21 protein-coding genes, 1 tRNA gene and 1 pseudogene are annotated in these 20,447 nt (G+C 60.2%); 17 read left to right on the top strand and 6 right to left on the bottom strand.

Annotation, left to right across the window (positions count from 1 at the left end):
- Positions 1-14: 14 nt before the first annotated feature.
- Positions 15-956, bottom strand: coding sequence for a CAF17-like 4Fe-4S cluster assembly/insertion protein YgfZ (ygfZ, locus tag AC30D9_RS26205; RefSeq protein ID WP_134923186.1), 942 nt, complete (start codon positions 954-956; stop codon positions 15-17).
- 149 nt (positions 957-1,105) lie between these two features.
- On the opposite strand from ygfZ, the gene AC30D9_RS26200 reads away from it, so the two are divergent.
- Both AC30D9_RS26200 and AC30D9_RS26195 read left to right on the top strand, forming a co-directional pair.
- Positions 1,106-1,360, top strand: coding sequence for an FAD assembly factor SdhE (locus tag AC30D9_RS26200; RefSeq protein WP_003184348.1), 255 nt, complete (start codon positions 1,106-1,108; stop codon positions 1,358-1,360).
- A complete protein-coding gene (locus tag AC30D9_RS26195) occupies positions 1,344-1,796 on the top strand; it encodes a protein YgfX (RefSeq protein ID WP_134923187.1) in 453 nt (150 codons plus the stop codon). Before AC30D9_RS26200 ends, AC30D9_RS26195 begins: the two co-directional genes overlap by 17 nt.
- On the opposite strand, the gene nadB is transcribed toward AC30D9_RS26195, so the two are convergent.
- Complete coding sequence (nadB, locus tag AC30D9_RS26190; protein WP_134923188.1) at positions 1,765-3,381, bottom strand: L-aspartate oxidase; 1,617 nt, start codon at positions 3,379-3,381, stop codon at positions 1,765-1,767. The two genes, AC30D9_RS26195 and nadB, sit on opposite strands and share 32 nt — an antisense overlap.
- 559 nt (positions 3,382-3,940) lie before the next feature.
- On the opposite strand from nadB, the gene rpoE reads away from it, so the two are divergent.
- The 4 genes from rpoE to AC30D9_RS26170 all read left to right on the top strand — a co-directional run bounded on the left by rpoE (position 3,941) and on the right by AC30D9_RS26170 (position 7,766).
- Positions 3,941-4,522, top strand: a complete 582-nt coding sequence (rpoE, locus tag AC30D9_RS26185) for an RNA polymerase sigma factor RpoE/AlgU (protein ID WP_003172477.1) — start codon at positions 3,941-3,943, stop codon at positions 4,520-4,522.
- 31 nt (positions 4,523-4,553) lie between these two features.
- Positions 4,554-5,141 (top strand): sigma-E factor negative regulatory protein, encoded by a 588-nt coding sequence (locus AC30D9_RS26180; protein ID WP_109755889.1) that lies wholly within the window; start codon positions 4,554-4,556, stop codon positions 5,139-5,141.
- Positions 5,142-5,153: 12 nt separating this feature from the next.
- On the top strand, positions 5,154-6,101 hold the full coding sequence (locus tag AC30D9_RS26175; RefSeq protein ID WP_134923189.1) for a MucB/RseB C-terminal domain-containing protein: 948 nt from the start codon (positions 5,154-5,156) through the stop codon (positions 6,099-6,101).
- Between the two features lie 234 nt (positions 6,102-6,335).
- Entirely contained in the window at positions 6,336-7,766 is a 1,431-nt protein-coding gene (locus AC30D9_RS26170) for a DegQ family serine endoprotease (RefSeq protein ID WP_490145147.1), read from the top strand.
- A gap of 62 nt (positions 7,767-7,828) precedes the next feature.
- Here the strand turns inward: AC30D9_RS26170 and AC30D9_RS26165 are convergent, their stop codons facing one another.
- A complete protein-coding gene (locus AC30D9_RS26165; protein WP_307571595.1) occupies positions 7,829-9,262 on the bottom strand; it encodes a M48 family metalloprotease in 1,434 nt (477 codons plus the stop codon).
- A 98-nt stretch (positions 9,263-9,360) separates the two neighbouring features.
- Between AC30D9_RS26165 and AC30D9_RS26160 the strand changes: the two genes are divergently transcribed.
- Both AC30D9_RS26160 and AC30D9_RS26155 read left to right on the top strand, forming a co-directional pair.
- The gene (locus AC30D9_RS26160; protein ID WP_014337032.1) at positions 9,361-9,600 is read left to right on the top strand and encodes a sulfurtransferase TusA family protein; all 240 of its coding nucleotides are present in this window, start codon (positions 9,361-9,363) and stop codon (positions 9,598-9,600) included.
- A gap of 30 nt (positions 9,601-9,630) precedes the next feature.
- Complete coding sequence (locus AC30D9_RS26155; protein ID WP_134923193.1) at positions 9,631-10,701, top strand: AI-2E family transporter; 1,071 nt, start codon at positions 9,631-9,633, stop codon at positions 10,699-10,701.
- A 110-nt stretch (positions 10,702-10,811) separates the two neighbouring features.
- Here the strand turns inward: AC30D9_RS26155 and AC30D9_RS26150 are convergent, their stop codons facing one another.
- Together AC30D9_RS26150 and AC30D9_RS26145 are read right to left on the bottom strand one after the other, a co-directional pair.
- Positions 10,812-11,285, bottom strand: a complete 474-nt coding sequence (locus AC30D9_RS26150; protein WP_046065124.1) for a peroxiredoxin — start codon at positions 11,283-11,285, stop codon at positions 10,812-10,814.
- A 10-nt stretch (positions 11,286-11,295) separates the two neighbouring features.
- The gene (locus AC30D9_RS26145; protein ID WP_003184325.1) at positions 11,296-11,856 is read right to left on the bottom strand and encodes a glycine cleavage system transcriptional repressor; all 561 of its coding nucleotides are present in this window, start codon (positions 11,854-11,856) and stop codon (positions 11,296-11,298) included.
- A 316-nt stretch (positions 11,857-12,172) separates the two neighbouring features.
- Between AC30D9_RS26145 and dapA the strand changes: the two genes are divergently transcribed.
- The 9 genes and pseudogenes from dapA to AC30D9_RS26100 all read left to right on the top strand — a co-directional run bounded on the left by dapA (position 12,173) and on the right by AC30D9_RS26100 (position 20,054).
- On the top strand, positions 12,173-13,051 hold the full coding sequence (gene dapA / locus AC30D9_RS26140; RefSeq protein WP_176688484.1) for a 4-hydroxy-tetrahydrodipicolinate synthase: 879 nt from the start codon (positions 12,173-12,175) through the stop codon (positions 13,049-13,051).
- A 17-nt stretch (positions 13,052-13,068) separates the two neighbouring features.
- Positions 13,069-14,184 carry an NlpB/DapX family lipoprotein gene (gene bamC, locus AC30D9_RS26135; RefSeq protein ID WP_134923196.1) on the top strand — a complete coding sequence of 372 codons (1,116 nt, stop codon included), beginning with the start codon at positions 13,069-13,071 and terminating at the stop codon, positions 14,182-14,184.
- A 4-nt stretch (positions 14,185-14,188) separates the two neighbouring features.
- Entirely contained in the window at positions 14,189-14,947 is a 759-nt protein-coding gene (locus AC30D9_RS26130) for an MBL fold metallo-hydrolase (protein ID WP_134923197.1), read from the top strand.
- Between the two features lie 27 nt (positions 14,948-14,974).
- Positions 14,975-15,688: a phosphoribosylaminoimidazolesuccinocarboxamide synthase gene (gene purC / locus AC30D9_RS26125; protein WP_490145146.1), complete on the top strand. Its 714-nt coding sequence runs from the start codon at positions 14,975-14,977 to the stop codon at positions 15,686-15,688.
- Between the two features lie 83 nt (positions 15,689-15,771).
- A tRNA-Ser gene (locus AC30D9_RS26120) sits at positions 15,772-15,861 on the top strand.
- A 528-nt stretch (positions 15,862-16,389) separates the two neighbouring features.
- Positions 16,390-17,454, top strand: a complete 1,065-nt coding sequence (locus AC30D9_RS26115; protein WP_490145145.1) for a hypothetical protein — start codon at positions 16,390-16,392, stop codon at positions 17,452-17,454.
- A gap of 206 nt (positions 17,455-17,660) precedes the next feature.
- A pseudogene (locus AC30D9_RS26110) lies at positions 17,661-18,437 on the top strand (MCP four helix bundle domain-containing protein); the annotation flags it as partial.
- 69 nt (positions 18,438-18,506) lie between these two features.
- On the top strand, positions 18,507-19,295 hold the full coding sequence (locus AC30D9_RS26105; protein WP_373459154.1) for a methyl-accepting chemotaxis protein: 789 nt from the start codon (positions 18,507-18,509) through the stop codon (positions 19,293-19,295).
- Positions 19,296-19,307: 12 nt separating this feature from the next.
- Positions 19,308-20,054, top strand: coding sequence for a phytanoyl-CoA dioxygenase family protein (locus tag AC30D9_RS26100; protein ID WP_307571591.1), 747 nt, complete (start codon positions 19,308-19,310; stop codon positions 20,052-20,054).
- Between the two features lie 11 nt (positions 20,055-20,065).
- Here the strand turns inward: AC30D9_RS26100 and AC30D9_RS26095 are convergent, their stop codons facing one another.
- Entirely contained in the window at positions 20,066-20,434 is a 369-nt protein-coding gene (locus AC30D9_RS26095; RefSeq protein ID WP_134923201.1) for a cupin domain-containing protein, read from the bottom strand.
- Positions 20,435-20,447: the final 13 nt, after the last annotated feature.

The raw sequence follows: 20,447 nt of genomic DNA, 5'->3' as shown, positions 1-20,447 counted from the left end.
GGCAAATGCTGCGATCAGCGCTGGATTTCGCGGTCGCGGTCCAGTTCGTAAGGCAGGTCCAACATTTGGAGGCGTGGGCCTTCCAAGGTACCGAGGTGCAAATTGTCGTCTTCTGCTGCTTCGGCCTGTAATACCGCCAGCAGTTCAATGTTTCCCTCGCTGCGGGCGGCAATCACCACTTCGCCGATGGAACTGCCGTGCGTGGGGGAGAATAGCGCGGTACCGGGTTCCGGTAATTGGCTGGCGTCCAGTTGCAGGCGATACAGGCGCCGCTTGAGCTTGCCCAGGTATTGCATGCGGGCGACGATTTCCTGGCCGGTGTAGCAACCTTTCTTGAAACTGACGCCACCGACGGCTTGCAGGTTGAGCATCTGTGGGATGAACAGTTCGCGGGTGGCCGGCATGACCTGGCCGATCCCGGCACGGATCTGCCCCAGCAGCCACTGGTTCAGGTCTGCCTCGGTCAGTTCTGCCCGCAGGCGGGTTTGCAGCGTCTGTGCCTGTTCGGCAGGGGCCCATAGTTCGGTGCGGCCGGGAGAGACGCGGATGGCGATCAAGGCTTCGTGGCGTGCCACGCTGTCGGTCTCGCTCGGCAATTCGAGGCCCAGGTCGGCCAGCGTCTTGTCGGCGTTTTCCAGGCCGAAGCGAACCCAGGCTGCGCTTTCGTCGGTGAGCTTGGATTTGGAGAACACGGCATATTTTTTCAGGTCGGCCAGTTGCGGTTCGAGCAATTCGCTGGCCATGGCCATCAACACGCCGTCGCCTTCGAGCAGGATACGGAAGCTCGATTGCATCCGGCCTTTCTGGGTGCAGCGGGCGCCGAGGCTGGCCCGGCTGTCGCTCAGGTAGTCGAGGTTGCAGGTCAATTGGCCTTGCAGGAATTTGCCGGCGTCCACGCCGCGGACCGCGAGAACGCCTTCGTGGGACAGGGTGCAGAAAAAAGCGGAATCAGCCATGGGTCATCGCAGGGTAAAAAGTCTGGTAGACATCATAAGGGGACGCCCTTGAAATGGGTAGTTCACAAAGGATCGGTGGTGCCCGACCAAAGCCGTCTGTTCCAGTGCGGCGGGGCCTGTATACTTGCGCACTATTTGAGGAGCGCTCCATGGTCGAAGATGTTGAACTCAATCGCCTCTACTGGCACAGCCGCCGCGGCATGCTGGAACTGGATGTGTTGCTGGTGCCGTTCGTGAAAGAGGTTTATCCCCATCTCAATGAAGTGGATCGTGCCTGCTATGTCCGCCTGCTCGAATGCGAGGATCAGGACATGTTCGGCTGGTTCATGGAGCGCAGCGAATCCGAAGACCCTGAGTTGCAGCGCATGGTCCGGATGATTCTGGACCGTGTCCAGCCCAAGTAATCGCTTCGAATGCCGCTGGCAGGCCTCCGGGCAACTGCTGGCGGCCTATCTGCTGGCCCAGGTGTTCGCCCTGGGGTCGTTGTTCCTGTTGTCGGTCCCGTCCGGGTTCGCAGCGCTTGGCGTTGTATTGTGCCTGGCCCATGGCGCCTGGGTGATTCCCCGACATTTGTTGCTGACCCATCGCCGGGCCTTTTGCGGGTTGCGTCGTAATGCCGCTGGCTGGCAGCTCTGGAGTCGCGCCGATGGGTGGCGGGCGGCGCAACTGCGCCCCGATAGCCTGGCGCTGCCGATGATCATCGTGCTGCGTTTTCGCTTGCAGGGTGAGCGGCGGGTCCGGTCGTTGTGCGTACCGCGCGACGCGCTGGCGCCGGATATCCATCGGCGCCTGCGCGTGCGGCTCAGGTTCAGTCGGCGTAGGTGGGCGGCACCAGGATAGTGTCCCGTGCCTCGGGCAGCAGGTTCGGGTAGTCGAGGGTGTAATGCAGCCCCCGGCTTTCCTTGCGCTCCATGGCCGAGCGAATCATCAGTTCGGCCACCTGGGCCAGGTTGCGCAGCTCGATCAAGTCGCGGCTGACTTTATAGTTGCTGTAGAACTCGTCGATCTCATCCAGCAGCAAGCGCACCCGGTGCTGCGCCCGTTGCAGGCGCTTGTTGGTGCGCACGATGCCAACATAGTCCCACATGAAACGCCGTAGTTCGTCCCAGTTGTGGGCGATGATCACGTCTTCGTCCGAGTCGGTGACCTGGCTGGCGTCCCATGAGGGCAGGGCGGCTGGAATGGCGATCTGCGGTAATTGTTCCAGGATATCTGCCGCCGCCGAGCGGGCATAGACGAAACACTCCAGCAGTGAGTTGCTGGCCATGCGGTTGGCGCCGTGCAGGCCGGTGAAGCTGGTTTCGCCGATGGCATACAGACCCGGCACGTCGGTACGCCCCCGTTGATCGACCATCACGCCACCGCAGGTGTAATGCGCCGCCGGCACCACCGGGATCGGTTGCTTGGTGATGTCGATGGAAAATTCCAGGCAGCGCTCGTATACCGTCGGGAAGTGGCTCTTGATAAAGGCTTCGGGCTTGTGGCTGATGTCCAGGTAAACGCAATCGATACCCAGGCGCTTCATTTCATGGTCGATGGCTCGAGCGACGATGTCCCTTGGCGCCAGCTCGGCGCGCGGATCGAAGCGCTGCATGAAGCGTTCGCCGTTGGGAAGTTTCAAGTGTGCGCCTTCGCCACGCAGGGCCTCGGTCACCAGGAAACTCTTGGCCAACGGGTGATAGAGGCAAGTGGGGTGGAACTGGTTGAACTCCAGGTTCGCCACTCGGCAACCCGAACGCCAGGCCATGGCGATGCCATCGCCGCAGGCACCGTCGGGGTTGCTGGTATAAAGGTAGACTTTCGCCGCCCCACCGGACGCCAGGATGACGAAGCGCGCGCCGTAGGTGTCGACTTCGCCGGTGCCGCGATTGAGCACATAGGCGCCCAGGCAGCGATCACCATCCAGGCCCAGGCGTTTTTCAGTGATCAGGTCGATCGCGACGCGCTGCTCCAGCAATTCGATATTCGGCCGTTGCCGAGCCTTGGCCAGCAGGGTCTTGAAAATCGCCGCGCCGGTGGCATCAGCCGCGTGAATGATGCGCCGGTGGCTATGCCCGCCTTCGCGCGTCAGGTGGAACTCGAAGCCGCCGTCTTCGGTGCCCGATTGTTCGTCACGGGTAAACGGTACACCCTGGTCGATCAGCCACTGGATGGCTTCCCTGCTGTGTTCCACGGTGAAACGCACCGCTTGCCGATTGCAAAGGCCACCGCCGGCGTTGAGGGTATCCTCGACATGGGATTCGATGGTGTCGGTATCGTCCAGCACGGCTGCGACGCCGCCCTGGGCCCAGAAGGTCGAACCGTTGGCCAGGTCGCCCTTGCTCAGTACTGCAATGCGCAAATGTGCAGGCAAGGTCAGGGCAAGGCTCAATCCGGCGGCTCCGCTGCCGATTACCAGAACATCGTGTTGAAACTGTTGGCTCATTCGAATGGTTTCCGCTCAAGGCGACCCGGGTCGGGGTTGGCGCAAGACACCGCTTCAACGGGTCAGGCAGCCACGCAGCCCACTAGTATATAGAGGGGGGGATCGGCACAATAGCCGGGCATTCATGGCAATGTGAAACCAGCGTGACAGAAAAGCGACACGTTTCGTCGGATTGCCGGTTTTGGTGCAAGGTCGATGAGGCCGCCGTTTCGAGGACAGAACACCGTTTATCTCGTCACGGTTGCCTGATATTCAGTGCACAACGCTATAAATAGTGGGAACTTTTGCCAACCGCCTACGTTCAATAGACGGTTGTCTGCAAAAGGGAGCAGCGTCGGGTTGGTGCAAGATTTCGATTGGAATCTCTGCCAACAGGCCCGGTGACAGATTATTCGCGCAGCCGGGGAATCTCCTGCTGCGTTTTTCGTGCGTGCCGAGATCAGAGCGCGCCGGAAACTTGCTTGAAAGGGGGAGAACTTTTGCGAAAAGCCCGAGTCTATGTTTGCAAGCCCGGACAATTAGTAATGCAAGCCTCCTTCGAGCTTATCGAGGAGTGTTCATGCTAACCCAGGAAGAGGATCAGCAGCTGGTCGAGCGCGTTCAACGCGGCGACAAGCGAGCTTTCGATCTGCTAGTGCTGAAATACCAGCACAAAATTCTCGGGTTGATCGTGCGTTTCGTGCACGACACCCATGAAGCGCAGGATGTCGCTCAGGAAGCCTTCATCAAGGCCTACCGCGCACTTGGTAATTTTCGCGGGGACAGCGCGTTTTACACGTGGCTTTACCGCATCGCCATCAACACGGCGAAAAACTATCTGGTTTCACGCGGCCGCCGGCCGCCGGATAGCGATGTAAGTTCTGAGGATGCCGAGTTCTATGATGGCGATCATGGCCTCAAGGATCTCGAGTCACCGGAACGTGCGTTGCTGCGGGATGAGATCGAAGGCACTGTCCATCGAACTATCCAGCAACTGCCCGAAGATTTGCGTACGGCTTTAACTTTACGTGAGTTCGACGGTCTGAGTTACGAAGACATTGCGAGCGTCATGCAATGTCCTGTAGGCACCGTGCGCTCCCGGATCTTCCGCGCTCGGGAGGCCATTGATAAAGCCCTGCAACCTTTGTTGCAGGAAAACTAGAGACAGCGGCGACAGCCAAGAGAGGAACGCCATGAGTCGTGAAGCCCTGCAGGAATCGCTGTCCGCGGTGATGGATAACGAAGCGGACGAACTGGAATTGCGTCGGGTATTGAATGCCTTCGACGATGTTGAAACCCGTGAGACCTGGGCTCGTTACCAGATCGCCCGGGCGGTGATGCACAAGGACTTGCTGCTTCCACGCCTGGACATCGCTGCGGCCGTTTCTGCTGCATTGGCTGACGAAGCCGTACCGGCAAAAGCTTCTCGCGGACCATGGCGCAGCCTGGGTCGCCTGGCGGTAGCCGCTTCGGTCACCGTGGCCGTGCTGGCCGGTGTGCGCCTGTACAATCAGGATGAGATTGCCGGCGTGCAGATGGCGCAGCAGTCCAACCAGCCAAGCCTGGCCGCTCCACAGGTCAAGGGCCCAGCGGTACTGGCCGGTTACAGCGAGAGCTCGGAAACCGCAGGCCCGATGGTCAATGGTGTCCTGCAAGGCCAACCTGGCTGGCATGATCAGCGTCTGCCCAACTACCTGCGTCAGCATGCTCAGCAAGCTGCCCTGAAAGGTACTGAAAGCGCGCTGCCTTACGCCCGTGCAGCCAGCCTGGAAAACCGTTAATAAGGAAAACCATTGCGCGCCATACCTCTATTCACGCTTCTGCTTGGTGGCTGGTGTGCGATTCCAGCCTATGCCGATGAGGCGCAGGATTGGTTGAACCGCCTGAGTCAAGCCGAGCAACAGCAGAGCTTCCAGGGCACTTTTGTTTATGAGCGCAACGGTAGTTTCTCTACCCATAACATCTGGCATCGTGTCCAGGATGGCAAAGTCCGCGAGCGGTTACTCCAGCTCGACGGCTCGGCACAGGAAGTCCTGCGCATTGATGGGCATACTCAATGCGTCAGCGGCTCCTTGATCGCGGGGCTGGGCAATACACCTGATGGCTCCTCACGTACGCTCGATCCGCAGAAACTCAAGAATTGGTATGACCTTGCCGTCATCGGCAAGTCGCGCGTGGCCGGGCGTCAAGCGGTCATTGTTGCGTTGACGCCCAAGGACCAGCATCGCTATGGCTTCGAGCTGCACCTGGATAAGGAGACCGGCCTGCCGCTCAAATCCCTGTTGCTCAATGACAAGGGCCAGTTGCTCGAACGTTTCCAATTCACCCGCTTGAACGTTGGCGCACCGACAGACGGTGATCTGCAAGTCAGCGCCGAATGCAAGGCTGTCGCGCAGGATCCGGGCAAGGCCGTCGCGGTGAAAACCGCCTGGCACTCTGACTGGCTTCCGCCTGGCTTTGAACTGATTAGCAGTGCTGCGCGCAAGGACCCGGACACCCAGATCCAAGTCAACAGCTTGATGTACGATGATGGCCTGGCGCGCTTTTCGGTGTTCCTGGAGCCGTTGAACGGTGCCAACGCCACCGATACCCGCACTCAACTCGGCCCGACGGCTGCCGTCTCCCGTAGACTCACGACGCCCCAAGGCGAAATGATGGTCACGGTGGTCGGTGAGATTCCTATCGGTACGGCGGAACGGATCGCGCTTTCCATGCGTTCCGACGTCACGGCGACCCAATAGCCTGCTGACTGCACGGGTGGCTCGATTGCGCGAGAGGCTGATGATGCCAGGGCTTGATCGAAATGCCGAAACTTCCTGTCAGCATTTTCATTTGCAAAATCCCAGCTTTTTTTCTATAGGTCAGAGCCGCTCGGCCCTGGCCTTGTCTGTTCCCGGAACAAAAATACCGGCGTATCTTTCCCTGGTATTCCTTGCTCCATATCGCTTAACCATGCTCGTCGTAACGGGAGCCGTATGTCGATACCACGCTTGAAAACCTATCTCTCCATTTTTGCCACCGTGCTTGTGCTCGGCCAGGCCGTTCCTGCCGTGGCGGTCGAATTGCCCGATTTCACGCAACTGGTCGAGCAGGCGTCGCCCGCTGTGGTGAACATCAGCACCACCCAGAAACTGCCGGATCGCCGTGTATCGGACCAGCAGATGCCGGACCTGGAAGGCTTGCCGCCGATGCTGCGGGAGTTCTTCGAGCGCGGAATGCCGCAGCAGCCACGTTCCCCTGGCGGCGGTCGCCAGCGTGAAGCGCAATCCCTGGGTTCGGGTTTCATCATTTCGCCTGACGGCTACATCCTGACCAACAACCATGTGATCGCCGATGCTGACGAAATCCTGGTGCGCCTGGCCGATCGCAGTGAGCTCAAGGCCAAGTTGATCGGCACCGATCCACGTTCCGACGTGGCGCTGTTGAAAATCGAGGGCAAGGACCTGCCAGTGCTCAAGCTGGGCAAATCCCAGGACTTGAAGGCCGGCCAATGGGTCGTGGCCATCGGTTCGCCGTTCGGCTTCGACCACACCGTGACCCAGGGGATTGTCAGCGCCATCGGTCGCAGCCTGCCGAACGAAAACTACGTGCCGTTCATCCAGACCGACGTGCCGATCAACCCGGGTAACTCCGGTGGCCCGCTGTTCAACCTCGCGGGTGAAGTGGTCGGCATCAACTCCCAGATCTATACCCGCTCGGGCGGCTTCATGGGGGTGTCTTTCGCGATTCCGATCGACGTTGCCATGGATGTCTCCAACCAACTGAAAAGCGAAGGCAAGGTCAGCCGTGGCTGGTTGGGTGTGGTGATCCAGGAAGTGAACAAGGACCTGGCCGAGTCGTTCGGGTTGGAGAAACCTGCCGGTGCACTGGTGGCGCAGATCCAGGAAGGTGGCCCGGCTGCCAAGGGCGGTCTGCAAGTGGGTGATGTGATCCTGAGCATGAACGGTCAACCGATCGTCATGTCCGCCGACCTGCCGCACTTGGTGGGTGCCCTCAAGGCCGGTGCCAAGGCCAATCTGGAAGTGATTCGCGAAGGCAAGCGCAAGAACGTCGAATTGACCGTTGGGGCCATTCCTGAAGAAGGCAAGGAGCTGGATTCGCTGCCCAAGTCTGGCGTCGAGCGTAGCAGCAACCGTCTGGGTGTTGCGGTGGCCGAACTGACCGAAGAGCAGAAACGCACCCTGGAACTGCAGGGCGGCGTGTTGATCAAGGAAGTGCAGGATGGTCCTGCCGCGATGATCGGCCTTCAGCCAGGCGACATCATCACGCACCTGAACAACCAGGCCATCGGTTCCGCCAAGGAATTCACCGACATTGCCAAGGCGTTGCCGAAGAATCGTTCGGTGTCGATGCGGGTCCTGCGCCAGGGACGTGCGAGCTTCATTACCTTCAAGCTGGCCGAATGACCGGTTAGCGGCTCATAAAAAACCGCCTCGAGAGAGGCGGTTTTTTATTGCCTGGCCAATGCTCAGCCCATCATGTCCTTGACCATGCGTTCCTGCTCCATGAGCTCCCGTTGACGGGCATCGATGCGTGACGACAAGGGGAAGTTGGTGCCGGCGCGGCGTTTGGCGAAGTCCAGTTGCTGGATGGCCTGACGGTAATCGCCCACCAGGGCGAAGTACTCGGCACGGGCCTGGTGCAGGCCAATGATGTTGCCTGACAGCCCGCGGGTCTCGGCCACCATGTACCAGACGTCCGGATCGTCCGGGCGGGTCTTGAGCAAGGTTTCCAGGGCTTTCTCGGCATCGGCAGGGCGGTTCTGCTTGAGCAGCAGGTCGACGCGCACCTGGTTGAGCGGATAGTTGCCCGGGTATTGGCTCAGCATCCGGTCGACACGGGCTTGAGCGTCGGCCAGCTTGTTACTGGTGATGTCCAGGTCCACCTGGGCGAGGTTGTAGATGATCTCGTTGGGTGATTTGGCCAGCAACGGCTTGAGATTCTCCCGTGCTTCATTCAACTGGCCGCCCTTGATCTGCGCGATCGCCAGGCCATAGCGCGCCACGTCGTTCTTTGGGTTCTCATCCAGCTGTGCCCGGAAGCGCTTGGCGCCCAGGCCCGGGGTTTCTTCATAGATCAACTGGACCCGAGCGCGAATCAGTTGATAACGCACACTGTCCTCGATGCCGCCCGGCTTGGCCTGTTCGGCGCGGTTGCGGGTGTCGGCGATCCGGGACTCGGTCACCGGGTGAGTCAGCAGGAATTCCGGCGGCCTGGCGTCGAACCGGTACTGACGCATCAGGCGCTCGAACATGGTCGGCATGGAGCGCGGATCGTAGCCGGCTTTCTCCAGGTTCTGGATGCCGATACGGTCGGCTTCCTGTTCGTTCTGACGGGAAAAGCGCCGTTGTTCTTGAATGGCGGCGGCCTGGGTCCCGGCAATGGCCGCGATCCCGGCGTCACCGCCACCGGCGGCGGCAATCACGATGCCGGCCAGCAGTGCGGCCATCATCGGTACCTGCATGCGTTGCTGGGCTTCCACACCGCGGGCAAAGTGGCGTTGCGACAAGTGCGCGAGTTCGTGAGCCATGACCGAGGCGTATTCGCCTTCGGTCTGTGCGTTGAGGAACAGGCCGCCATTGACCCCGACGATGCCGCCCGGTGCGGCGAAGGCGTTGAGCTGCGGGCTGTTGATCAGGATGAATTCCAGGCGCCGGTCGTTGACCTGGCTGGTCTCCACCAACTTATAGACGCTGGATTCGACGTAGTCCTTGAGCTGTGGATCGTTGAGCTGTGAAACCTGGCTGCGCAGCAGGGCCAGCCAGGCGCGGCCCAGTTGGTGCTCCTGTTCCGGCGAGACGATGGCAGAACTGGCGTCGCCAAGTGACGGCAGGTCGTCGGCGAAGCCCGGTGAGGCAAGCAGGCAAGCGAGCGTCAGCAGGGTGGGGCGCAGAAATGTCATGCACGAAGCCTTAGTCGACAAAGACCTTACTGTAGCCGGACACCGGGCCCGGGACCAGATATTCTAGGCCGCTCAACGACCTGCCGCGGAGTGAACCCATGACTGATGCTGTAGCCCACGATGCCGAACTGGACGCCAGCGGCCTGAACTGTCCGTTGCCGCTACTCAAGGCCAAGCTGGAGCTCAATCGCCTGGCCAGTGGCAGTGTGCTCAAGGTGATTGCCACGGATGCGGGCTCTCAGCGTGATTTCCGCACCTTCGCCCGATTGGCCGGTCATACGCTGCTGCGTGAAGAGGACGATAACGGCGTCTACCGTTACTGGCTGAAAAAGGCTTGAAAAACCAACAGCGTCTCTTAAGGATTTTTAATGTTCAAAGTGTTACGCGACTGGATTCAGCGCTACTTCTCCGATGAAGAGGCTGTGGTTCTGGCTGTGCTGCTGTTCCTGGCCTTTACTGCCGTGCTCACCCTGGGTGGCATGTTGGCACCGGTGTTGGCGGGGATGGTGCTGGCGTACCTGATGCAAGGGTTGGTCACGACGCTGGAGCGTCTGCGGCTCCCCGGCACCGCAGCGGTCGGGTTGGTGTTCGCCCTGTTCATGGGTGGGCTGGTGGTGTTTGTCGTGGTGATCGTGCCGCTGCTCTGGCATCAACTGGTGACCTTGTTCAATGAGTTGCCAGGGATGCTCGCCAAATGGCAGTCCCTGCTGTTGCTGTTGCCTGAGCGCTATCCGCACCTGGTGTCCGATGAACAAGTGCTGCAGACCATCGAAGTGGTGCGCGGTGAGATCGGCAAGTTCGGCCAATGGGCGCTGACGTTTTCGCTGTCCAGCCTGCCGCTTCTGGTCAACATCATGATCTACCTGGTGCTGGTACCGATCCTGGTGTTCTTCTTCCTCAAGGACCGGGAAATGATCGGGCGTTGGGTTCGTGGCTACCTGCCGCGCGAGCGGGCGCTGATCACCCGGGTGGCCCAGGAGATGAATCGGCAGATCGCCAACTACATCCGCGGCAAAGTCATCGAGATTTTCATCTGTGGCGGCGTGACCTATATCGGCTTCGTCGCCCTGGGACTCAATTACGCTGCCCTGCTGGCGCTGCTGGTGGGCATTTCGGTGGTGGTGCCTTATGTCGGCACCGTGGTGGTGACCGTGCCGGTGGCCTTGATTGCGCTGTTCCAGTGGGGCTGGAGCGATCAGTTCATCTACCTGATGGCGGTCTACGGGATCATCCAGACGCTGGACGGTAACGTGCTCGTCCCGCTGCTGTTCTCCGAGGCGGTGAACCTGCATCCGGTGGCGATCATCTGTGCGGTGCTGCTGTTTGGCGGGCTGTGGGGGTTCTGGGGGGTGTTCTTTGCGATTCCCCTGGCGACGCTGTTCAAGGCTGTGCTGGATGCGTGGCCGAGCAAGGAGCCGGTGGTGGCGCCGTTGCTGTAGCTATGGGGTGGGGCTTCTGGCCTCATCGCGAGCAGGCTCGCTCCCACAAATGCTATGGCGCACCATAGAGCCCCTGTGGGGGCGAGCCGCCAGTCCAGGCAGCGAAAACTTCAGCCTTTGTTGAGGGCCTGGGCCGCCGCCAACACCGCATCCACATGCCCCGGTACCTTCACGCCGCGCCATTCCTGGCGCAGCACGCCGTTCTTGTCGATCAGGAAGGTGCTGCGATCAACGCCCAGGTATTCCTTGCCATAGAGTTTTTTCAGCTTGATCACGTCGAACAACTGGCAGACGGCTTCGTCCTTGTCGCTGATGAGTTCGAACGGGAACTCCTGTTTGCACTTGAAGTTCTCGTGGGACTTGAGACTATCCCGGGAGACGCCGAACACTTCGGTGTTGGCGGCCTGGAACTGCGCGTACTGGTCGCGAAACCCCTGGCCCTCGGTGGTGCAGCCGGGAGTACTGTCCTTGGGGTAGAAGTAGATCACCACCTGCTTGCCCTTGAGGGCGGCGAGGCTGACGGTTTGCCCGCTGGTGGCGGGTGCCTGGAAATCGGTAACCGGCTGGTCTACGGCAACGGCCATGAACGCTTCCTTACATTGGGTTTTGTGGGCGCCACGGTTCGATCAGGGCATCCAGGTTCATCGCATCGGCGAAATCCAGGAACTGATCGCGCAGCCAACTGATCTGGGTACCGGCCGGCAGGGTCACGGTGAACGTGGCATTGAGCATGGTGCCGCCGGTCTGTGGGGCCTGGTAGGTGTCGCAGGTCAGGTTTTCCAGCTCGACGTGATGGTCCATGAAGAACTGGCACAGCTCGTTGATGATGTCCGGGCGGTAGGCCGAGCTCACATAGGCTACGTAGGGCAGGGCCTGGGGACGGTTCTCCAGCGCGGCGCTACGCACCACGTTGACGGTGAAGGCATGCTTCTTGGCCAGCACCGGCAGGCTGCCTTCCAGGCGAGCCAGGGCGTCCCAGCTGCCGGAGATCTCAAGCACGAGCGCACTGCATTCGCCATGACGGGTCAGGCGTGAAGTTACGACGGCGCAGCGATTTTCATGGCTGGCGCGGCACAGGACGTTAGTCAGCTCCATGGGGTTGGCGCCAAGGGCACTGATAACAAGGAATTGTTCGCGGACTGTGGGGGTGGACATGCAGCATTCCTAAAGCGATGAGCGGTCGGTACTTTTGCAGCTCGACACGGCGTCAGGCCCGGATAAACGAACGGCTCAAGCCCTGTGCCTGGGGTTGCGCTGCATTCCGAGGACGGCGGGAATGCACCAGGACAAACGCAGGATCGGGGCTTGTGGCGACGAAAACGGAGGCTGGGAACCGGTGAATGAGCTTATCAGTACCGATCAAAGCCTGAAGGGTAGCGAAAACCATCGCCAAGGGGAATGGTAGTTCGCTTGTACAAGCATCTTGGCGCCAGTACCATTACCGCTCTCTTTTTCCGGCAGGAGCGGTTTCATGATTGCGGGCAGTATGGTGGCACTGGTCACACCCATGGATGCACAAGGGCATCTTGACTGGGCCAGCCTCAGCAAACTCGTGGACTTCCACCTTGAGAACGGCACCCATGCCATTGTCGCCGTCGGTACTACCGGCGAGTCGGCAACCCTCGACGTCAATGAGCACATCGAAGTCATCCGTGCCGTGGTCAAGCAGGTCAACGGTCGCATCCCCGTCATCGCCGGCACCGGCGCCAACTCGACCCGCGAGGCCGTCGAGCTGACCCGCAACGCCAAGGAAGCCGGTGCCGACGCCTGCCTGCTGGTCGTTCCGTACTACAACAAGCCGACCCAGGAAGGCTTGTACCAGCACTTCAAGCACATTGCCGAAGCCGTCGACATCCCGCAGATCCTCTATAACGTTCCCGGCCGCACCTCCTGCGACATGCAGGCCGAGACCGTGATCCGCCTGTCCACCGTGCCGAACATCATCGGCATCAAGGAAGCCACCGGCGACATGAAGCGCGCCAAGGCCATTCTCGATGGCGTGAGCAAGGACTTCATCGTACTGTCCGGCGATGATCCGACCGCGGTCGAGCTGATCCTGCTGGGCGGCAAGGGCAACATCTCCGTCACGGCCAACGTTGCCCCGCGCGAAATGGCCGACCTGTGCGAGGCCGCGCTCAAGGGCGACGCCGAGACTGCGCGGGCACTCAACGAAAAACTGATGCCGCTGCACAAAAACCTGTTTCTCGAAGCCAACCCGATCCCGGTGAAGTGGGCCTTGGTTGAAATGGGCCTGATGCACGAAGGCATCCGCCTGCCACTGACCTGGCTGAGCACCCCTTATCACGAACCGCTGCGGCAGGCCATGCGCCAGTCCGGCGTCCTGGTTTAATTGAGGAAGTACAACGCATGAAGCGAATGGCCGGACTTTCCGCACTTGCCTTGATTATCTCCAGCACCAGCGGCTGCGGATGGATCTGGGGGCCGGAAGGTTATTTCCGCGACCGGGGTAGCGATTACCTGCAAGCGCAACAGACTGCACCGATGCAACTGCCGCCAGACGTCAACGTCGCCAAGCGCCTGGATCCGCTGCTGCCGATCCCGCGCAACGTAGCCGACGACAGCGTCAAGGGTGAATACATCGTCCCGCGTCCACAGCCGCTGTCGGCCGTGGCCGACGCCAGCGACTACACCCTGCAGAAGAGTGGCGATTCCAGTTGGGTCATGGGCCAGCATCCACCGGCCGAAGTCTGGCCCGTGGCGATCCAGTTCTTCCAGGACAACGGTTTCCGCCTGGACGAACAGCGCCCGCAAACTGGCGAATTCACCACCACCTGGCAGCGTTCCGATGAACTGTCCGCCGCCATGGCCAAGCGCCTGAGCGCCGCCGGTGTCGCGGCCGACAGCGAAACCCGCGTGCGGGTGCGTATCGAGCCGGGCGTGCAGCGCAACACCAGTGAAATCTACGTAGTCAGCGCTGAGCGTCCTGCCGGCAGCACCGCCGACGTGGCCTTCACCAACCGCTCGGTCAATACCGGCCTGGACGCTGCGTTGGTGGACGACATGCTTGCCAGCATGAGCCGTACCGCGGAGCAGGGTGGTTCGGTCTCGATGCTGGCATCCAAGGAGTTCGATGCGCCGAGCCGTGTCAGCCTGAGCGAAGACGGCAGCGGCAACCCGGTGCTCAACGTCGGCTCTGACCTGGACCGTGCCTGGTCGAGCGTGGGTCGTGCCCTGGAACAGGGTGAATGGCGCGTTGAAGACATCAACCGCAGCCTGGGCCTGTACTACATCAACCTGGCCGAGAAAGCCGAGAAGAAAGACGAGAAGCCTGGCTTCTTCGGTAGCCTGTTCGGTAGCAAGCCGGACAAGGAAGAAATCGAAGCCCGCGCCGAGCGCTATCAGGTTCGCCTGAGCAAGGTTGGCGATAACGTCCAGGTCACCGTCGAGAAGAACATCAACACCGTGGCGCCGGCCGATGTGGCCCGCAAGGTGTTGAGTGTGATTCAGGACAACCTGGGCTGATCCGATGCGTTTTGCCGTTCTCGGCAGCGGTAGCCAAGGGAACGGCACGCTGGTAGCCAGCGCTGGTACGTATGTGCTGGTCGATTGTGGTTTCTCCCTGCGGGAAACCGAGAAGCGCCTGTTGCGCCTGGGCGTGCACCCAGCGCAACTGAGCGCGATACTCGTGACCCACGAACATGCCGACCATGTGCATGGCGTGGGTTTGCTGTCTCGGCGCTACAATCTGCCGGTGTACCTGAGCCGTGGAACGCTGGAGGGCCTGCGCAAACCCATCGAGCCGGCCGGTTTCGTGGCCGGTGGCGAGCAGTTGCGCATTGGCGCCCTGGATATCAGTGTGGTCAGCGTGGCACACGATGCCCGGGAACCGACGCAGTATGTGTTCAGCGACGGTGAGCGACGTTTCGGGTTGTTGACCGACCTGGGTTCGTACTGCGACAGGGTCATGGACAGTTACCGGGACCTCGATGCATTGATGATCGAGTCCAACCACTGCCGCGACATGCTGGCCCGTGGTTACTACCCGTACTTTCTCAAGCAGCGGGTAGGCGGGGAGCACGGACATTTGAACAACCACCAGGCAGCGTTCCTGGTGGCCGAGTTGGGCTGGCAAGGCCTGCAACACCTGGTCCTGGCCCATCTGAGCAGCAAGAACAACCTGCCGCAGCTGGCCCGGCAATGTTTTGTCGACACCCTCGGGTGCGACCCGGACTGGCTACAATTGGCCGATCAAGATTCAGGGCTCGACTGGCGACATATCGCCTAGCCCACTACTTAGCAAGCGGAGCCCATCATGGAAAAACGTGAAGAACTCTACCGCGGCAAAGCCAAGTCGGTTTACAAGACCGACGACGCTGACCGCTTGATCCTGCTGTTTCGCAACGACACCTCGGCGTTCGACGGCAAGCGCATCGAACAGCTCGACCGCAAGGGCATGGTGAACAACAAGTTCAACGCCTTCATCATGCAGAAGCTCGAGGCCGCCGGCGTGCCGACCCAGTTCGACAAGCTGCTGGGTGACAACGAATGCCTGGTCAAGAAACTGGACATGATCCCGGTCGAATGCGTCGTGCGTAACTACGCCGCCGGCAGCCTGGTCAAGCGCCTGGGCGTGGAAGAGGGCATGAAGCTCAACCCCTACACCTTCGAGCTGTTCCTGAAGGACGACGCCAAGGGCGACCCGTTCATCAACGAATCCCACGTCGTGGCATTCGGTTGGGGCACCGTCGAGCAACTGGCCCGCATGAAGGAGCTGTCCCTCAAGGTCAACGAAGTGCTGACCAAGCTGTTCGACGACGCCGGCCTGCTGCTGGTGGACTTCAAGCTTGAATTCGGCGTATTCAGCGATGGCTCCATTGTCCTGGGCGATGAATTCAGCCCGGACGGCTGCCGCCTCTGGGACAAGGACACCAAGAAGAAGATGGACAAGGACCGCTTCCGCCAAGGCCTCGGTGATGTCATCGAAGCCTACGAAGAAGTCGCCCATCGCCTGGGTGTACCGCTGTAATCGACGCAAGCATCTGATAGCACGGAAAAAATTTCGCTCGGGGGTTCGCTTCCGGCGAATGTGCTGGTATGATGCGCGCCACTGGAGAGATGCCGGAGTGGCCGAACGGGACGGATTCGAAATCCGTTGTACTGGCGACAGTACCTAGGGTTCAAATCCCTATCTCTCCGCCATCATTGTGTGTGACTAAGCCCCTGAAATGGTTGAACATTTCAGGGGCTTTTTCGTTTTCGTCACATTGATTAGGGCTTTTTTAAGGCAGATTCGTGTGTACCTGAGTCCGCTCCAGGCCCGCTCCGGCTGTCTACTACGCCAGAGTGCCTGCCTTGTAGCTTTGCATGTCATTTGTTGGCGTAAGAAGATTCCCTGCTGCAGCAATTGCGTCCCTCACTTTTTATCCCCGGGAAAACAGTGAGACAGACCACAATTATGAGACGGGGCGATTATGTGAACTCAAAGTCGTGGTCCGTCCCTGAGGGATTCCTACCTCACCCCCGTTTTTTCACGTAGCCCAGGATTTGGCGCACGAGCCGACAAGCAAAGAAATCCTCCCTTATTTGCGTTTAAGCCAGTCATCTGCTTGGCTTGCGCATGGTCATTGGGGTAGAGCGGGCAGTCTGATTGGTAACGCACTCGTTAACGGACAACCGCCCGGCAAGGTGTTTTCGACGGTCTAAAAGGATTTTCCTGGGGGCTCAACGATGATCTATGGAGTTTTGGCCTACGTACAACAGTTCTATAACTGGCTGACGACGGGCAATAACATGACCCCTCCAGAAAATGCCGGTGGCGCGGCACCCGTACGTGCCCAAGTGGTGCAAGGTGGTGGCCATCTGAATGTCCAGCAGCAGGCCCCAGGCATTCAGCAAAATGCTGTCATACCCCCGCAGAATGCGGGGCTCAACGGTGTCCCGTTTCCGCCTCCGCCGCCCATGAACGGACTTAACGTCATGAACATGAACGTTGTTCCGGCTGCCCTCAGCTTGCAGGAGGCCCTCGTCAGTCGAGAAGTCCGGGCGTTGCGCGTGCGTGCCAACGTGCGGGCCCGACAGGGCGAGAGCGGTCATGTCCTGGCCCGGCATCATCCATCCCTGACGGACCAGCAACTGATGGACAGGTTGTTGACCGGCCTCGATCCGGAGGGTGAGCCGGCTCCAACCAGCGGTGTCAGTTCGCGTTTTGCCTCCGAGGATGTGTTTTTCGAGTCGTTGCGGATGGTCCATGTCGCAATGACCAGCGCGCTTGCCAAGACGCGTCGCTTGCTCAAACCTAACCTGGATGCCTGTGCCGAGGCCGAAGCGCTGTTCCTTCATGCCGCAGGCGTTCAACGGGGGCTTGCGCAAGCGCAGCGAACAGAAGCCTATAGCGATTTGCGGTTGGCGATTCAGTCACTGACAACCTTGCCTGATCATCTTCCGGTGGAGTGGGACAATGTTCGACGCTGTGTCGTCCTGTATCCCAAATATGTCATCAACCTGCATCAGCGGGTTCAGGCTGGAACGGGGTTCTATGGCACCGGTCCGTTACCCAATACGGTTGTTCATGGTCAGCTGCCAAAGGGGCTTGGAAAACAACGAACGATGCAAATCTATGCGCGTGTACAGCCGTTCAATGGTCCAGCCGACAACACGCTCACCGTCTTCGTCACGCCTGATTCGCCGATGAATGCGTTTGGCCGCAAACACAGCGTCGAAAGCTGGGGATTGATTACTCATTACCCCCAATATCATGAGGAAGGTAACGTTCGCATCACTGGTAGCAATTGAAGCCAAATGTGACGCGGGCGATATCAGAAAAATCCCCCGGTACGCTTGCGTCCAGCCCATCTTTTTATCCCGCCGAACACACTCCGCGATCTGTATGGACACAGCCTTCCCAACACCCAAAGCTTTGTAACAATTGGACTAATGGTCTATAGCTCAAGGCATGGCTGCCGATAGGCAAGCTAATCCCATGAAAGGAGTGTCACCCCATGTTGCGGTTTTTCGCCGATCTAGGCTTCCGCTGGAAAATCACCCTGCCCATTGCGTTCCTGGCGCTGCTGTTGGTGCTGATGGGGTGGTCGGGCATGCGGGGCATCGGCCAGGTGACGGAGTCCAGCACGCAACTGACCAAGCGCTATCTGCCGGCCATTAGCCTGTTGCTCAACGCCGATCGCGATCTCTACCAGGCCTTTGTCGCCGAGCGCAGCCTGCTTGGGGGGAATGCGGGCAGTCATTCCGAGGCACTGCGGGCCAGTCATCGGGATAATCTGAAGCAAGCTTATGATCGTGTGCAGAAATATGCCGCGATGCAACCCAGCGCCGAGGCGTTGGCGCTGGTCAGTCAGTTCAATGATCGTTTTGCACAGTGGTCGCAGGTTTCGCGGCAGGTCGTCGAGCAGGCCGCGAGCAATCCGCAGGCGGCCAGTGCGCTGAGTTTTGGTGACGGCGAAAGTAAGTTCGACACCATGCGTGATGCCATCGATAAGTTGGGTGAGCTGGAAGACGAAGCGTCGCTGCGCGAAGGGCAGGCGGCGATTGATCATGGCCAGGCTGTTGGGGTGCAGCAGGGCGGTATCTTGTTGCTCGGTCTGCTGGGTTGCATCCTGCTGGTCGTAGCCTTGCCGATGGTGGTGCTGCGTCCAATGCGTCGACTGCTGCACCGTGTCGAACAGATCGCCGAGGGCGGTGGCGATCTGAAGGGGCGTCTCGAAGTGCGTTCGGCTGATGAGTTGGGTCAGCTTGGCAGTGCGTTCAACCGCTTCCTCGATAAGCTACAACCGCTGATTGCCGAAGTGGGCCGGGTGACCGGGGAGGTCGATGCCGCGGCGCGCGCCATGGCGAATATGGCGGCGACCAATGATCAACTGATCAGCAGCGAACACGCGGCGCTCGACCAAGTCAGTACCGCCGCGACCCAGATGAGTGCCGCGGTGCATGAGGTGGCACACAATGCCGTGAACGCGTCGGACGCCGCGCAGCAAGCCAGCAGTCAGTCTCGCGATGGCACCGAGGTGGTTAGCAGCACCATCGAATCGATCCGTCAGTTGGCCCAGGAAGTGGAGAGCGCTTCGGGCACCATCGAAGCTTTGGCCCAGGAAACCTCCAGCATCGGTGCGGTGCTCGAAGTGATCCGCGGCATTGCCGAGCAGACCAACCTGCTGGCACTGAACGCTGCTATCGAGGCGGCACGAGCGGGCGAGCAAGGCCGTGGTTTTGCTGTCGTGGCCGATGAAGTCAGGGCCCTGGCGGCACGTACCCAGGATTCGACCAAGGACATCCAGGTTCGCATCGAGCGCCTGCAAAGCGGTGTCGCCAAGGCCGTGCAAGCCATGCAAGTCGGTAGCAGCAAGGCCCGTGACAGTGTCGAGCGCGCCGCGGGCGTCGATCAGGTGCTCAGTGGCACCAGCGGCTCGATCCAGCGGATCAATGACATGGCCGCGCAAATCGCCAACGCTTGTGAGGAGCAGAGCAGCGTCACCGAGGAGATTGCCCGCAACATTTCCGACATCCGCGACTTGTCCAACGAAGCGGCAGCGAATTCCGCCCAGAGCATGCAGGCTAGCCAACAGCTTTCCACCCTGTCACAAAACCTGGCAGGGTTGATCGGCCGCTTCCGCACCTGAGGCAGGTGCGTGGTGGCCACCAACGACAGTCTCCAAGCGCTGCATCAGGACGGTTTCGTCCTGCTGCCCGCGGTACTGAGCGCCATACAGGTTGCCGACCTGCGCCACGCCATCGACCAATTGAAGCCCCAGCATTGGGACTACAGCGGCGTCATCGATCATTACAAATGTGTCTTCAATCGTGATCCGTTCTGGCTGTCGTTCCTGGACGTGGCCGGGGTGATCGAACTGGCCGAGGCGGCCCTGGGCGATGATTGCCATGTCATCGGTCAGACGGCCTGGCGCTGCCATCCCGGTTTTAGGGGGGCGCCGTTGCATTTGGATTACCTGGTGATGGAGCTGCCGCCAGACCTGTTGGCCGACCCGGCCTTTGAACTGCCGATGCAGATTTTCACGGCGCAGTTCTACCTGGATGACATCGACGCCGACTTGAGTCCGACACAGGTCATTCCTGGCAGTCACAAGGCCGGCCGGGCGCCGGTGAAGGGCGAAACGCAATGGCAAGGGCACCCCGCGCAGCCGGTGCTGTGCAGGGCGGGCGATGTGCTGATACTGCGCAGTGAGTTATGGCACGCCGGTAGCGACAACCGGACCGCCGACCGCACCCGATACCTGCTCCAGGTGCACTATGGCCGGCGGATGGTTGCGCAGAAGTTCTCACCCTATCTGCATTGGCAGTTCAACCCTGATGTTCTGGCGGCCGCGACACCGCGCCAGCGGCGATTGTTGGGCGATCACCAGGAAGCTGAATACGATTGAGCCTGGCTCAATCAGATCCACACATCATTGACCGCCGTTCGCTCGTTGGTTTCTTCCCCGGTATTGAGCACGCCCCGTGGCTCGATCAGCAGCAGCTTCACTTCCTCTGCGGCGCTGGGCTTATGCTCGACGCCTTTTTTGACCACGTACATCTCACCCGGGCCAATCGTCACCGCACCGTCGCGAAAGTCGATACGCAGTTCGCCCTCCAGCACGATGAAGGTTTCGTCGGTATCGACGTGGGCGTGCCAGATGAAATCGCCTTCCAGGCGAGCGATCTTGAATTGGTAGTCGTTCATTTCGGCCACGACTTTCGGTGCCCACTGTTCGTGGAACAGTGCGTATTTTTGAGCGAAGTTGATGGGGGCGTAGTGGGGCATCGAGGCAGCTCCT

It is taken from the genome of Pseudomonas sp. DF11, assembly GCF_058148565.1.
The sequence above is the reverse complement of the archived record's forward strand: the minus strand, read 5'-3'. Positions and strand labels throughout refer to the sequence as shown.